Annotated in this window: 11 protein-coding genes and 2 tRNA genes; 5 read left to right on the forward strand and 8 right to left on the reverse strand. The window is 55.2% G+C overall.

Annotated features, from left to right (window positions below; all coding sequences use genetic code 11):
• Position 1 precedes the first annotated feature (1 nt).
• A tRNA-Val gene (locus ACZ3HG_RS21820) sits at positions 2–77 on the reverse strand.
• A gap of 256 nt (positions 78–333) precedes the next feature.
• Between ACZ3HG_RS21820 and gltX the strand changes: the two genes are divergently transcribed.
• A complete protein-coding gene (gene gltX, locus ACZ3HG_RS21825; protein WP_191934782.1) occupies positions 334–1,743 on the forward strand; it encodes a glutamate--tRNA ligase in 1,410 nt (469 codons plus the stop codon).
• 44 nt (positions 1,744–1,787) lie between these two features.
• Here gltX and ACZ3HG_RS21830 read toward each other — a convergent pair whose 3' ends face one another.
• Both ACZ3HG_RS21830 and ACZ3HG_RS21835 read right to left on the reverse strand, forming a co-directional pair.
• The gene (locus ACZ3HG_RS21830; protein WP_191934783.1) at positions 1,788–2,138 is read right to left on the reverse strand and encodes a YfeC-like transcriptional regulator; all 351 of its coding nucleotides are present in this window, start codon (positions 2,136–2,138) and stop codon (positions 1,788–1,790) included.
• 153 nt (positions 2,139–2,291) lie between these two features.
• Complete coding sequence (locus ACZ3HG_RS21835; RefSeq protein WP_191934784.1) at positions 2,292–3,080, reverse strand: formate/nitrite transporter family protein; 789 nt, start codon at positions 3,078–3,080, stop codon at positions 2,292–2,294.
• 350 nt (positions 3,081–3,430) lie between these two features.
• On the opposite strand from ACZ3HG_RS21835, the gene ACZ3HG_RS21840 reads away from it, so the two are divergent.
• Positions 3,431–3,506: transfer RNA gene (locus tag ACZ3HG_RS21840), tRNA-Ala, on the forward strand.
• Positions 3,507–3,729: 223 nt separating this feature from the next.
• Here the strand turns inward: ACZ3HG_RS21840 and ACZ3HG_RS21845 are convergent.
• Positions 3,730–4,914 carry a NupC/NupG family nucleoside CNT transporter gene (locus ACZ3HG_RS21845; RefSeq protein ID WP_191934785.1) on the reverse strand — a complete coding sequence of 395 codons (1,185 nt, stop codon included), beginning with the start codon at positions 4,912–4,914 and terminating at the stop codon, positions 3,730–3,732.
• Between the two features lie 439 nt (positions 4,915–5,353).
• Between ACZ3HG_RS21845 and ACZ3HG_RS21850 the strand changes: the two genes are divergently transcribed.
• Entirely contained in the window at positions 5,354–6,592 is a 1,239-nt protein-coding gene (locus tag ACZ3HG_RS21850; RefSeq protein ID WP_191936814.1) for an Nramp family divalent metal transporter, read from the forward strand.
• A gap of 48 nt (positions 6,593–6,640) precedes the next feature.
• Here ACZ3HG_RS21850 and ACZ3HG_RS21855 read toward each other — a convergent pair whose 3' ends face one another.
• The gene (locus tag ACZ3HG_RS21855) at positions 6,641–7,018 is read right to left on the reverse strand and encodes a DUF2502 domain-containing protein (RefSeq protein ID WP_191934787.1); all 378 of its coding nucleotides are present in this window, start codon (positions 7,016–7,018) and stop codon (positions 6,641–6,643) included.
• 184 nt (positions 7,019–7,202) lie between these two features.
• Positions 7,203–8,192: an L-glyceraldehyde 3-phosphate reductase gene (mgrA, locus tag ACZ3HG_RS21860; protein WP_465334392.1), complete on the reverse strand. Its 990-nt coding sequence runs from the start codon at positions 8,190–8,192 to the stop codon at positions 7,203–7,205.
• A 205-nt stretch (positions 8,193–8,397) separates the two neighbouring features.
• Here mgrA and ACZ3HG_RS21865 point away from each other — a divergent pair, with 205 nt between their 5' ends.
• Both ACZ3HG_RS21865 and glk read left to right on the forward strand, forming a co-directional pair.
• The gene (locus ACZ3HG_RS21865; RefSeq protein ID WP_465334394.1) at positions 8,398–10,053 is read left to right on the forward strand and encodes an alpha-keto acid decarboxylase family protein; all 1,656 of its coding nucleotides are present in this window, start codon (positions 8,398–8,400) and stop codon (positions 10,051–10,053) included.
• 93 nt (positions 10,054–10,146) lie between these two features.
• Positions 10,147–11,112 carry a glucokinase gene (gene glk, locus ACZ3HG_RS21870; RefSeq protein ID WP_191936811.1) on the forward strand — a complete coding sequence of 322 codons (966 nt, stop codon included), beginning with the start codon at positions 10,147–10,149 and terminating at the stop codon, positions 11,110–11,112.
• A gap of 30 nt (positions 11,113–11,142) precedes the next feature.
• Here glk and ACZ3HG_RS21875 read toward each other — a convergent pair whose 3' ends face one another.
• Both ACZ3HG_RS21875 and ACZ3HG_RS21880 read right to left on the reverse strand, forming a co-directional pair.
• Positions 11,143–11,871: a LytTR family transcriptional regulator DNA-binding domain-containing protein gene (locus ACZ3HG_RS21875; protein WP_191934791.1), complete on the reverse strand. Its 729-nt coding sequence runs from the start codon at positions 11,869–11,871 to the stop codon at positions 11,143–11,145.
• A gap of 13 nt (positions 11,872–11,884) precedes the next feature.
• Positions 11,885–13,567, reverse strand: a complete 1,683-nt coding sequence (locus ACZ3HG_RS21880; RefSeq protein WP_465334464.1) for a LytS/YhcK type 5TM receptor domain-containing protein — start codon at positions 13,565–13,567, stop codon at positions 11,885–11,887.
• Between the last annotated feature and the right edge of the window lie 278 nt (positions 13,568–13,845).

Raw genomic sequence — 13,845 nt, forward strand, 5'->3', positions numbered from 1 at the left:
ATGGTGGGTGATGACGGGCTCGAACCGCCGACCCCCTCCGTGTAAAGGAGATGCTCTACCAACTGAGCTAATCACCCCCGCTGTGTGGAGTCGCATTATAGGGAAGCGCGGAAATGAGTCAACGCTTTTTCCGCGTAAAATGTGTGTTCGTCGTAAAAATAGTCAGGATGTTCCCATTTCAGGCAAAAACAGAGGTTTGCTGTTGGAAAGTCTCTGCTCTGTCATGCTGCAAACAGGGATTGGCGTTGAGGATTCGCCCGCAGGTGATAGAATGTTTCCCCTAAAAGTTTGTTCCGACCAGGCCCTAGCCACCGCGTAATAAGGCATTCATTAATGAAAATCAAAACCCGCTTCGCTCCAAGCCCAACTGGATACCTCCACGTGGGCGGCGCTCGTACCGCACTTTACTCCTGGCTGTTTGCCCGCAATCAGGGCGGAGAGTTTGTGCTGCGTATTGAAGACACCGACCTGGAGCGTTCAACCCAGCAGGCGATCGATGCCATTATGGATGGCATGAACTGGCTGAATCTCGACTGGGATGAGGGCCCGTACTACCAGACTAAACGTTTTGACCGCTACAACAGCGTTATCGATCAGATGCTGGAAGCGGGCAGTGCCTATAAGTGCTACTGCTCTAAAGAGCGTCTGGAAGCGCTGCGTGAACACCAGATGGCGAACAACGAAAAGCCGCGTTATGACGGTCGCTGCCGCGACAGCCACGAGCATCATGCCGATGATGAGCCGTGTGTGGTGCGTTTCCGCAACCCGCAGGAAGGTTCGGTCATCTTTGACGATCAGATCCGTGGCCCGATTGAGTTCAGCAACCAGGAGCTGGATGACCTGATTATTCGTCGGACCGACGGTGCGCCAACGTACAACTTCTGCGTGGTGATCGACGACTGGGATATGGAGATCACCCACGTCATTCGCGGCGAAGACCATATCAACAACACCCCGCGCCAGATTAACATCCTGAAAGCCATTGGTGCCCAGGTGCCGGTGTATGCGCATGTCTCTATGATCCTTGGGGATGATGGCAAAAAGCTGTCCAAACGCCACGGGGCAGTAGGGGTGATGCAGTACCGCGATGATGGTTACCTGCCGGAAGCGCTGCTGAACTATCTGGTTCGCCTGGGCTGGTCACATGGCGACCAGGAAATTTTCACCATCGATGAGATGAAAAAACTGTTCGATCTTGATGCGGTTAGCAAATCGGCCAGCGCCTTCAACACGGAAAAGCTGCAGTGGCTGAATCATCACTACATCAACAGCCTGGCACCTGAGTACGTGGCGACCCATCTGCAGTGGCACATTGAGCAGGAAAAAATCGACACCCGTACCGGCCCTGAGCTGGCACAGCTGGTGAAGCTGCTGGGTGAGCGCTGCAAGACGCTGAAAGAGATGGCGGCATCCTGCCGGTATTTCTATGAAGAGTTTGATGAGTTCGATGCCGATGCCGCGAAAAAACACCTGCGTCCGGTAGCACGCCAGCCGCTGGAAGTGGTGCGTGACAAACTGGCTGCGATTACCGACTGGACGGCAGAAAACGTCCATCATGCGATTCAGGCAACAGCCGATGAGCTGGAAGTCGGGATGGGCAAGGTGGGGATGCCGCTGCGCGTGGCGGTTACCGGTGCCGGGCAGTCTCCGGCGCTGGATGTGACCGTCCACGCCATTGGTCGTTCACGCAGCGTGGCGCGTATTGAGAAAGCGCTGGCGTTTATTGCCACTCGCGAAGCCTGAGAAGGTATAAAATAAAAAACCCGGCCATCTGGCCGGGTTTTATTTCAATTGCTGATACCCAGTCGTTGCAAAATTCCCTGTATTCCTTCGCGAAGCAGCATGGCTGCCAGCTTATCCTGTTCATCACTGCTCAATTGCTGGATTGAGGTGATTAACAGCGCAGGAAGTGAATTCTGATTCACGCGATATTGGGCATGAGGTTCTGCAGCATGACGTGTGGATTTTAAGAATACTTTTACGCGGTCATCAATATGAATCATGCGTGCCTTTCCACCCTGAACGCCGGGTTTCGGTGCAGTAGTCCAGTTCTCTTTCTTCACCCACTTATTAATCGTTTGTCTGCTAAAACCTGTTTGCTGTGCCAGTTCTTCCGGCGTTAACCAATCCTTTTTCACGTTCTTGTCCCTTTTGCCGAATAAAGTCGCTAGCATATTACAACAATTCATCACGTGAACAACTAACACAAATTACTAACCTTGACAGATTAATGCGCAAAATCTGACGACGGTTCAAAAAACACTCCCCCACAGCCGCAGGGGAGCGTGATGTCAGCGTGAAACGGGGCTTTCTGACGGCGGTGCGCGGAAGGCGACAAAGTAGGCCAGGCCAACAAATATGGCACCACCCACGGCGTTACCGAGGAAGACGGCCACAAAGTTAGGCAGATACTCTCCCCAGCTCAGGTAACCGGCAAAAATGGCGGCCGGAACAATAAACATATTGGCCACCACGTGCTGGAAGCCAATGGCAACGAAAGCCATAATGGGGAACCACATGCCGAAAATTTTGCCGACCACATCTTTACTGGCAAAAGCCATCCAGGTTGCCAGGCAGACCAGCCAGTTGCAGCCAATACCGGAAATAAAGGCATGGAGGAAATCAGCATTCACTTTTGCGCTGGCAATCGCCACCGTCTTCTTCAGATAGTCACCTTCCGTCATTCCTAACATATGACCAAAGAACCACGCGATGGTGATGCTGCCAATAAAGTTCGCCAGGGTCACCCAGAACCAGTTACGCATTACGCTGAGTGCGCTGATCTGGCGTGCGAACCATGCCACCGGCAGCAGCATCATATTTCCCGTCAGTAATTCTCCCCCGGCGAGCACAGTAAGGATGATCCCTACCGGGAATACCGCCGCACCCAGCAGGATGCCAAATGATCCCCAGTCTGCCGGCAGCTGGTTAACGACGTGAATATAGAGAAGAAAGCCAAATGCGATAAACGCCCCGGCAAGGAAACCAAGAATAAGCAGAGAAGATACCGGTGTACGGCTTTTGATCACGCCTGCCTGAACCGCGACAGCTGAAATCTCTTTTGGTGTGTGCAAAGACATATTCGCTCTGGTGAAATTAATAACGGGAAAGGGCGCCAGATTCCGCTGTCCGCTAAAAAAGGCTTCCATCCAGCGCAGAGCAGGGCATGGCATCAAAAAACGGGCGCAGTTTTGCATGGTCGATTAACAAAAACAAGTAGCTTTTAACCTTGTTATTAACGCGTCATTAACAGAAAGTCATCGCGGAAAAGGCCGCGGCAGAAAGGGGGGTGGAAAACAGGGAGTTATCGCTTTTTGCCCTGCGTTGACGGCTTTTTCAGCGATCGATCTCAGATTGTTATTTTAGCGTTGACACCAACCCCACCGTTTCATATTATCCCCGCCGTCAACACGACACAGTTTTCCGGCTTGGGGGTATAGCTCAGCTGGGAGAGCGCTTGCATGGCATGCAAGAGGTCAGCGGTTCGATCCCGCTTATCTCCACCAAATTCTTATCCTTCCCTGATTAAACCCACAATCTGCTCAGGCGGATTTTTTTTCGTTTCCCGTATTCCGTATCCCTTTCGGACCGCTTTCAGCGACAGGATCGCCGACGGCTAGGCTTATGCGTTGTTTAACCGCTTACAGGGCGTGTTGAAGCGTAGGAGGAGGTTCGTACAGAGAGAAGCAGGGGGGAGGGGAAAGCGGGGCCAGAGGCCCCGCCAGGCGATTACAGTACCAGACCGGCAATCGATGCCGACAGCACACTCACCAGGGTAGAACCGTACAGCAGCTTCAGGCCGAAGCGCGACACGACGTTACCCTGTTCCTCATTCAGGCCTTTAATTGCCCCGGCAACGATACCGATAGACGAGAAGTTGGCGAACGAGACGAGGAACACGGAGAGGATACCTTCACCGCGTGGAGACAGCGTACCGGCAATTTTCTGCAGGTCCATCATCGCCACAAACTCGTTAGACACCAGCTTGGTGGCCATAATACTGGCGACCTGCAGGGCTTCATGGCTTGGTACACCCATAACCCAGGCGAACGGGTAGAACACATACCCCAGGATACCCTGGAAACTGATGCCAAAGATCGTATCGAACAGGGCGTTAATCGCCGAGATCAACGCGATAAAGCCGATCAGCATCGCGGCTACGATAACGGCCACTTTGAACCCGGCGAGGATGTATTCCCCCAGCATTTCAAAGAAGCTCTGACCTTCATGGGTGTTACCCAGCTTCAGGTCTTCTTCGCTGTCTACGCGGTACGGGTTAATCAGCGACAGCACGATAAAGGTACTGAACATATTCAGCACCAGCGCAGCCACGACATACTTTGGCTGCAACATGGTCATATACGCCCCGACGATCGACATAGAAACGGTCGACATAGCGGTGGCTGCCATGGTGTACATCCGGCGCTCTGACATCTTGCCGAGGATATCTTTATAGGCAATAAAGTTCTCTGACTGTCCCAAAATCAGTGAGCTCACTGCGTTGAAAGATTCCAGCTTACCCATGCCGTTGATTTTCGACAGTACAGTACCGATAGCACGGATAATGATTGGCAGGATGCGGAAGTGCTGCAGAATACCGATCAGCGCCGAGATAAAGACGATAGGGCAGAGAACGTTGAGCCAGAAAAACGCCAGGCCCTTATCACTCATATTACCGAAGACGAAGTTAGTCCCTTGCGCCGCATACTTCAGTAAATGTTCGAACAGGTCTGAGAAGCCTTTGACGAAACCCAGACCGGCTTCTGAGGTCAGGAAGAACCAGGCCAGCAGAACTTCAATGACTAAAAGCTGTATGACAAAACGCACACGGATATTTTTACGATCGCGGCTGACCAGAAGGGCCAGCAGGGCGACCACCGCCAGTGCCAAAGCAAAGTGCAGAATGCGGGACATGTTTGCTCCAAATTTGAGGGCTGTTATATTTCGTTGCACATTCTATGTAACAAGAACGGGAAAAACGAGATCTACGCCGCAATATAACAATTCCCTATTGCAGCAGATTGCAGAAAAGCATGAGACGTCACATGTTTTCACCAAAACTTAACGACTTACCTTATCTTCAGGCACGTTATCCTCGATTATGCGCGGGCTGACAAGCCCTGTTTGATTAAATAATGACCCTTTAGCTGGTAAGTGATTTCCGAATATCCTACAGTAAAAAAGGTTGCTCATTTTTTGAGTTTACCGTAGTTTGTTTTAAAGTATAGCCTTTGCTATACCTTATAGCGCTGGCTATCACAGCGATAAAAATAACCGTTCTCTGTGCCCTTGATAAGCATGATCAATAAAGGGCAGCATAGACAGTCAGGTCATCGTTTCAGGGGTAAACACTATGTTCGGAAGCCGCACTGCGGAGCAGAACATTCGCAGTAATCGTAAAATCAAGTTTGCCTTGATGGGGCCCGCTTTTATCGCGGCGATTGGCTACATCGACCCCGGTAACTTTGCCACTAATATCCAGGCCGGGGCCTCCTACGGGTACACATTGCTGTGGGTGGTGGTGTGGGCGAATGTGATGGCGATGGTTATCCAGCTGATGTCTGCCAAACTGGGCATTGCCACCGGCAAAAACCTTGCCGAGCATATTCGCGACCGCTTCCCACGCCCGGCCGTCTGGTTTTACTGGGTGCAGGCGGAAATTATCGCTATGGCGACCGACCTGGCGGAGTTTATCGGCGCGGCGATTGGCTTCAAGCTGGTGTTTGGCGTCAGTCTGTTGCAGGGGGCGATGCTCACCGGGGTCGCGACCTTCCTGATCCTGATGCTGCAAAGCCGCGGGCAGAAGCCGCTGGAGTTTATCATTGGCGGATTACTGCTGTTTGTTGCTGCCGCCTATGTGATTGAGCTGTTCTTCTCGCAGCCGAAAGTGATCGACCTGATGCACGGCATGGCAGTGCCTTCCCTGCCAACGGCCGATGCTGTCCTGCTGGCGGCGGGCGTGCTGGGGGCGACAATTATGCCCCATGTTATCTACCTTCACTCGTCCCTGACGCAAAAAGACGAGGGCGGCACGCGCGCGCAGCGCTACTCCTCGACCAAGCTGGACGTAGCCATTGCCATGACCATTGCCGGTTTTGTTAATCTGGCGATGATGGCGACGGCGGCGGCGGCATTTCACTTCAGCGGTCACAGCGGCATTGCCGATCTCGACCAGGCCTATCTGACGCTGGATCCCCTGCTGGGTAAAGCGGCCGCCGTGGTGTTCGGTCTCAGCCTGCTGGCGGCGGGGCTCTCCTCTACCGTGGTCGGCACTATGGCCGGTCAGGTGGTGATGCAGGGCTTTATCCGCTTCCATATCCCACTGCTGGTGCGGCGCGTGGTCACCATGCTGCCCTCCTTTATCGTGATTATGGCGGGCTGGGAGCCGACGCGTATTCTGGTGATGAGTCAGGTGCTGTTAAGCTTTGGTATTGCTCTGGCGCTGGTGCCGTTGCTGGCCTTTACCGGCAACCGCGATCTGATGGGCGAAATGGTGAATTCACGGCTGATGCAGAGTATTGGCTGGGTGATTGTGGCGGTGGTGGTGGTATTAAACGGCTACCTGCTGGTGGCCATGGCAATGAACCTTTGATCCTGTCATAAAATAACAGGGCGCCCGGTTACGGGTCGCCCTGAAAAATTACCAGCGGTCGTGACGATCGTGGCGGTCGCGCTCATCATGACGGCGTTCATTTTCATGATGACGCCACTCGCGCCGGCGATCGTGGTCGCGCCAGCGGCGCTCCTTTTCCCACTGATGGTGGCGGCGCATCTCCTGATGACGTCGCCACTGCTCGTGTCGCCACCAGCGCCCTTCATCGTAACGGTAATTATTGCGCCACCAGTGGTTGTCGCGCCAGCGGCCACCGTCCCAGTAACGTCCCCGATCGTCGCGATCGCCTAAATGCAGTGTAATACCTGGAGCCAGGGTGATACGGGCGCTGTCGGCGTAAGCTGTGTGTACCGCCAGCGGGGATAAACTTGCCAGCAAAGCGGCAATAAGCAAGATGCGTTTCATATTATCTCCTTTATCAGCGGCCTGACTGCGCCACCGTAGAGGCACAATATAAACAGTTCCTCGCCGTTACGCCTGGGGAACTCTGAAAATGTGCGGAATACGTGGATTTGGGATTTATCTGCAACGGGGCGTAATGACAGGGCCGGGGTGTTCCGACCGGCCCTGAGAGGATCGTCGATGAAGATCAGCCAAGAATTGCGTCAATCTCCGCCAGTTCATCTGCGCTGAAGTTGCGGTTGCCCAGCATCTGCACGGCGTCATCAATCTGGCTGGTTTTGCTGGCTCCAATCAGCACCGAGGTGACGCGGTCGCCGCGCAGTACCCAGGCCAGCGCCATCTGCGACAGTTTTTGCCCGCGACGCTGCGCCATCGCATTCAGCCGCTGCACCTTATCCATTTTTTCCGGGGTCAGCTGATCGCCACTGAGGAAGCGGCTGCCGCTGGCGGCACGCGAGTCTTCAGGAATACCGTTCAGGTAACGGTCAGTCAGCATGCCCCCCGCAAGCGGTGAGAAGGCAATGCTGCCCACGCCCTGGTCGGCCAGCACGTCCAGCAGGCCTTTTTCCGGCGCACGTTCAAACATCGAATACTTTGGCTGATGGATCAGACACGGCGTGCCCAGCTCTTTCAGCAGCGCAATAGCCTGTGCAGCCAGCTCTGCCGGGTAGTTGGACAGACCGACGTACAGCGCCTTGCCCTGACGCACCAGGTGATCCAGCGCGGTCATGGTCTCTTCCAGCGGCGTTTCCGCATCCGGGCGGTGATGATAAAAGATGTCCACATACTCCACGCCCATACGTTGCAGACTTTGATCGAGGCTGGAAATCAGATACTTACGCGAACCCCAGTCACCATATGGCCCCTCCCACATGGTGTAACCCGCCTTGCTGGAGAGCACGAGTTCATCACGATAGCCGCGAAAATCCTCGCGCAGGATGCGGCCAAAGTTTTCTTCGGCTGACCCGGGAGGCGGGCCGTAGTTATTGGCCAGGTCGAAATGAGTGATACCGTTATCAAACGCATGACGCAGCAACTCGCGGCTGTTATCGACGCGGGTGCTGTCGCCAAAGTTATGCCATAAACCGAGGGAAATAGCCGGAAGTTTCAAACCGCTGCGCCCGGTGCGGTGATAGGTCATTGTCTCATAACGACGGGTATCTGCTTGATAAACCATGAATAAATCCTGTAATGAAAACGGAGGGTCGCTAAACAGCATAGTAGTGTATACGGTTACACTAAATGAAATCGCGCGACGGATCGCAACTTAAAGATAATTCCTGGCGCGTAACGATCCCTTTCCATTTGGTTCTGCGGTTTTCCGATAACAGAGTGAAAATAATCGCTAATACTGAAAGCAGATGCCAGAGAGGACCAGGACGATGAAGCAATACACCGTCAGTGATTACCTGCTTGCCCGCTTAAATGAGATTGGAATCGATCATCTGTTTGGCGTACCGGGTGATTACAACCTGCAGTTTCTCGATCATGTGATCGATCATCCGCGCCTCGCCTGGGTGGGCTGTGCCAATGAGCTGAATGCGGCCTATGCGGCGGATGGGTATGCCCGCTGCCGGGGGGCGGGGGCCCTGCTGACCACATTTGGCGTCGGTGAGTTAAGCGCCCTTAACGGCGTGGCGGGAAGTTATGCGGAGTATCTGCCGGTAGTGCATATCGTCGGGGCCCCCTCACAAGCCGCACAGAACAGCGGCGAGCTGCTGCACCATACGCTGGGGGACGGCAGCTTTAGCCATTTTTTGCGCATGTATCAGGAGATTGCCGTCGCCACCAGCGTGCTGACGGTCGGTAACGCTGCCGCCGAAATCGATCGGCTGCTGCTTTCGGCCTTAACGGCGCGCCGTCCGGTTTACCTGCTGCTGGCCACCAACGTGGGCGAAAGCCCGCTTTCACCGCCGGAACAGCCGCTGGCGCTGACCGTCGCGAGCACCAGTGCGTCGCTGGCCGCCTTCGCCGATGCGGCCGAAACCCTGCTGGCCGGCGCTGGAAGTGCGGCAATGCTGGCTGATTTTCTTGCTGACCGCGCCGGGCAGCAGCAGCGCCTGCGCGACTGGCTGACTGAGGTCCCGATGCCCTTTGCTACCCTGCTGATGGGCAAAAGCGTGCTGCCGGAAGGACTGTATGGCTATGCGGGAACCTATGCCGGGGCCTCCAGCGCGGAGAGTACGCGGGCGGTGATCGAAGAGAGCGAGGTGCTGATCGCCATTGGCGTGAAGTATACCGATACGCTGACCGCCGGCTTTACCCAGCATATTACCCGCAGCCGTACTATTGAAGTTGACCTGCACGATTGTCATGTGGCGGGGCGTGAGTTTCCCGGTATACCGATGGCGGCAGCGCTGGCGGTCCTGCATGCGCTGGCCCGCAGGCACGGGGCGGGCTGGCGGCAGGGCATTGTGGCCCCGCCGGTGATGGAGAATGCCCCGTCCGACAGCCTGACCCAGAGCACCTTCTGGCAGGCCATACAGCGCTTTTTACGACCGGGAGATATTGTTCTGGCGGAGCAGGGGACGGCAGCGTTCGGCGCTGCGGCCCTGCGTCTGCCGGACAATGTTCTGATGCTGGTACAGCCGCTGTGGGGGTCAATTGGCTACACGCTGCCGGCCGCCTTTGGCGCGCAAACGGCCCAGCCGGAGCGGCGGGTGGTGTTGATTATCGGCGATGGCTCCGCGCAGCTGACGGTACAGGAGCTGGGTACGATGCTGCGTGACGGACAGAAGCCGGTTATTTTCCTGCTCAATAACGCGGGGTATACCGTTGAACGGGCTATCCACGGCGCGCAGCAGCGCTATAACGATATTGCCAGCTGGGACTGGACGCGTCTGCCCCAGGCACTCAACGTTGATTGCCAGGCGCAGAGCTGGCGTGTGACCCAGACGGTGCAGCTGGAGGACGTGATGTTGCTGCTCCAGCCGCCGCAGTCGTGCCTGTCGCTGGTGGAAGTGGTGCTGCCCGCGGATGACATCCCGCCGCTGCTGGCCTCGGTCACCCGGGCCCTGCACCAGAGCAACAGTCGGTAAGTCTGTTTAGGCGTAATTCAGATGTCGCCTTGATGCAACTCGACTGTTTTTGGGTATAGTGTAGGAAATTGAATTCAGCGGAGCAGAACAATAATGACCAGCTATGCCCTGGTAGGTGATGTCGGCGGGACCAATGCCCGTCTGGCACTGTGTGACGTCAGTAACGGTGCCCTGTCACAGGCTAAAACCTTTTCCACTTCAGAATATGACAGTCTTGAAGCGGTGATCCGCGCTTATCTCGACGAACAGCAGCAGGATATTCAACATGGCTGCATCGCCATTGCCTGCCCAATCACGGAAGACTGGGTGGAAATGACCAACCACGACTGGGCGTTTTCGACCAGCAAGTTGAAAGCCAGCCTCGGCTTCGAGGCGCTGGAAATTATTAACGATTTTACCGCCGTGTCGATGGCGATCCCGATGCTCTCCAGTGAGCATGTGTTGCAGTTTGGCGGCGGTGCGCCGGTGCCGGATAAGCCGGTTGCGGTCTACGGTGCCGGGACTGGCCTGGGCGTGGCGCATCTGGTGCATGTGGATAAGCGCTGGGTCAGCCTGCCGGGCGAAGGTGGCCACGTCGATTTCGCCGCCAACAGTGAAGAAGAGGATCAGATCCTTGAAGTGCTGCGTGAGGAGCTGGGGCATGTCTCCGCCGAGCGTATTCTCTCCGGCGGCGGGCTGGTGAATCTGTATCGGGCGATTGTTAAATCAGATGACCGGGTGCCAGAAAATCTGAAGCCGCGTGACGTCACCGAGCGCGCCCTGCAGGACAGCTGCACAGACTGCCGTCGCGCGCTGTCGATGTTCTGCGTGATCATGGGTCGCTTTGGCGGCAATCTGGCGCTGAACCTCGGTACCTTCGGCGGCGTTTATATCGCTGGCGGGATTGTTCCGCGCTTCCTTGAGTTCTTTAAAGCCTCCGGCTTCCGCGCCGCGTTTGAGGACAAAGGCCGCTTCAAAGACTACGTTTCTGGTATTCCTGTCTATCTGATCACCCACGATCAGCCAGGCCTGCTCGGGGCGGGCGCTCACCTGCGTCAGACCCTGGGGCGGGTGCTGTAAACCCTGCCTTTCACGTCAGCGATGCGGCGGTTACAGCCGCATCAGCTGGCGAAACTCCTTCACCTTACTGCGGCTGACCGGGACCTGAAACTCAAGATCGCGAAGCCTGAGGATGTAGGTATTGTTAAACCAGGGCTCGATCTCACGGATCTTGCTGAGGTTGACACAATAAGACCGGTGGCAGCGAAAGAAATACTCATCCGGCAGCCGGCTGCAAAACTCAGTGATATTCATCGACATCACATACTCTTCCCGCCGCGTGTAGACAAAAGTCAGCTTCTCGTGGGCTTCTGCATAATAAATGTCGTTGATATCGGTGACGATAATGCGCTCGTCCTTCACCAGGTTAATGGTGTGCGGGGCAGGGCGTACCGCCGTCTGATTCAGCGGAGAGTGGCTCTGGCTGTGGTTTTCCAGCTTGCGTAACAGGGTGATGATGCGCATTTCAGACCAGGGCTTAAGGATGTAGTCAAAGGCCTCCAGCTCAAAGGCTTCTACCGCATGTTCTTTATAGGCGGTAATAAAGACGATGAGCGGCTTATCGGCGAACTTACTGATATTTTGCGCCAGCAGCATCCCGTCCAGCGACGGAATGTTGATATCAAGGAAGATCACGTCAACCTGATGGGTTTGCAGGTACTTCAGCACGTCCAGACCGTCATCAAACGTCGCTTCAATAGCGATCTGGCTGTGTTCACGTATCAGCCAGCTTAACTCCTGCTGGGCGAGGAACTCGTCTTCTACAATGATCGCTTTCACGCTGTCTCCCGGTTCAGGCTATTGAAATACTCGGTTTTTCCGGCAGACCCACACCGTTTTTACTGATGTAAAACGCAATTTCCGTACCCGGGTTAAGGCGGTGAATATGCAGTCCTTCACCGTACAGCAACTTCACCCGATGGTGCACATTCAGCAGGCCGATCTTATTGCCCGGCATCTCGTTGTTTTCCACCCTGGCCACCACGTCCTCACTGATCCCGTTGCCAGTATCGCGGACGGCGATACGGATCCGGTCACCCAGGTCGTGAATACTTAGCGTTACGACGCCCTTGCCCCGGCAGGGATGGATGCCGTGCACAATGGCATTTTCAACCAACGGCTGGATCAGCAGGCTGGGCAGCGAGCAGCTAACGTCCTCTTCAATGTCGTAGATCACGGTGAGTTTATCGCCGAAGCGCGCCTGTTCGATGGCGATGTAATCCTTGATTTGGTAGAGCTCTTTTTTGATATCGATAATCTCGTCATCGCTCAGCTCAAGGTTATAGCGCAGATAACGTGACAGGTTGGTGATCAGCTGGCGCGCGGTGTCCGGATTAATGCGGATGGATGAAGAGATCGCATTCAGGGCGTTAAACAGAAAGTGAGGGTTAATTTTGCTCTGCAGCGCCCGCAGTTCGGCCTTGTTGGCCATTTCACGCAGCTGCTCGGCACGCGACACCTCCAGCTGGGTGGAGATAATCTGCGACAGTCCGACGGCCATCTCTTTCAGCGACCAGGTGATGCGGTGGGCATGGCGGTAATAAATTTTCAGCGTTCCCGTAACCTCACCCTTCTCCCACAGGGGGATGACGATCATCGAGTGAATTTCCGGGGTGCGATGGGCTTCATCATTGTTTTTAATGATGATTTTACCTTCGGTTATCGCTGCTGTGGTGGTCGGGCTGATACCGTCATCACCGTTGTGATAGTTCTCTTCCCCCACGCCAACATAGGCGAGGATCTGCTTATTATTGGTCATCGCCACCGCATCGGCATGAATGTCGTCGCGAATGATATGGCATACCTGACGCAGGGAATGGCTGTTGACCTGGCGGAACAGCGGCAGCGTTTTATTGGCAATATCCAGCGCCAGCTTGGCCTGACGGGCAGCAATGGCCTCTTTTTCCCCCTCCACGCTCTGCACCAGCAGCACGATCAGCCCGATACTGACGGCCCCGAGGATCATCGGAATGGCAATTTCCGACACGATATCCAGCCCCAGTGAGGTGGGGGAGGCCCAGGCGACAATCAGCAGCATGGTCAGGGACTCACAGGCCATGCCGCCGATAATACCGATGCTCCAGCGCTTCTCTTTGGCCACCCTGAGGTTGATCCAGCCGGAGACCACTCCGGCAACAATACTGGTGATCAGGCACGGCACCGAGGTGACGCCATCCATATCAATCAGGAAGCGGTGCAACCCGGCAATCACGCCGGTGGCAATCCCTACCCAGGGACCAAACAGGATACCGCCAGACATAATGGCGATGGTCCGCACATTGACCAGTGAACCTTCAACGTTGATCCCGGTCCAGGTGCTGAACAGCGCAAACAGCGAGAAAATCGCGGTGACCGCAATCAGCTCCTGACGCGAATGCTCGTCTTTTTGCAGCAGCTGGCGGAAGTGACGGGTACGGGTAATAAAGAACAGGCAGATTAACATCAGCGCTGCGCGGTCAAACACGGCGAGCAACATCTCAAACATCGAATGCACGGGCGTCTCGGCTGGTGGGGATAATGCGCCTATGATAGGGAAAGTGCGCAGGATGTGCCAGGCATCCGCACGCCGGAATGCCCCGATCCCTGTCTGGATCAATTTCTGGCGATAACTGACCTCTTTTCGCTACAGAGTCGGGCTGCCTTTCAGCCCGGATGAAGGTATCCGCTTGGTTGAACATCTCCTTTCTGCCGGACACATTCTAAAAAATTATCTTACCCAGCGTTAATTCGGGGCGCGGAGATTGACCGCGGGGA

This window comes from Erwinia sp. PME.40.26/001, from assembly GCF_055556675.1.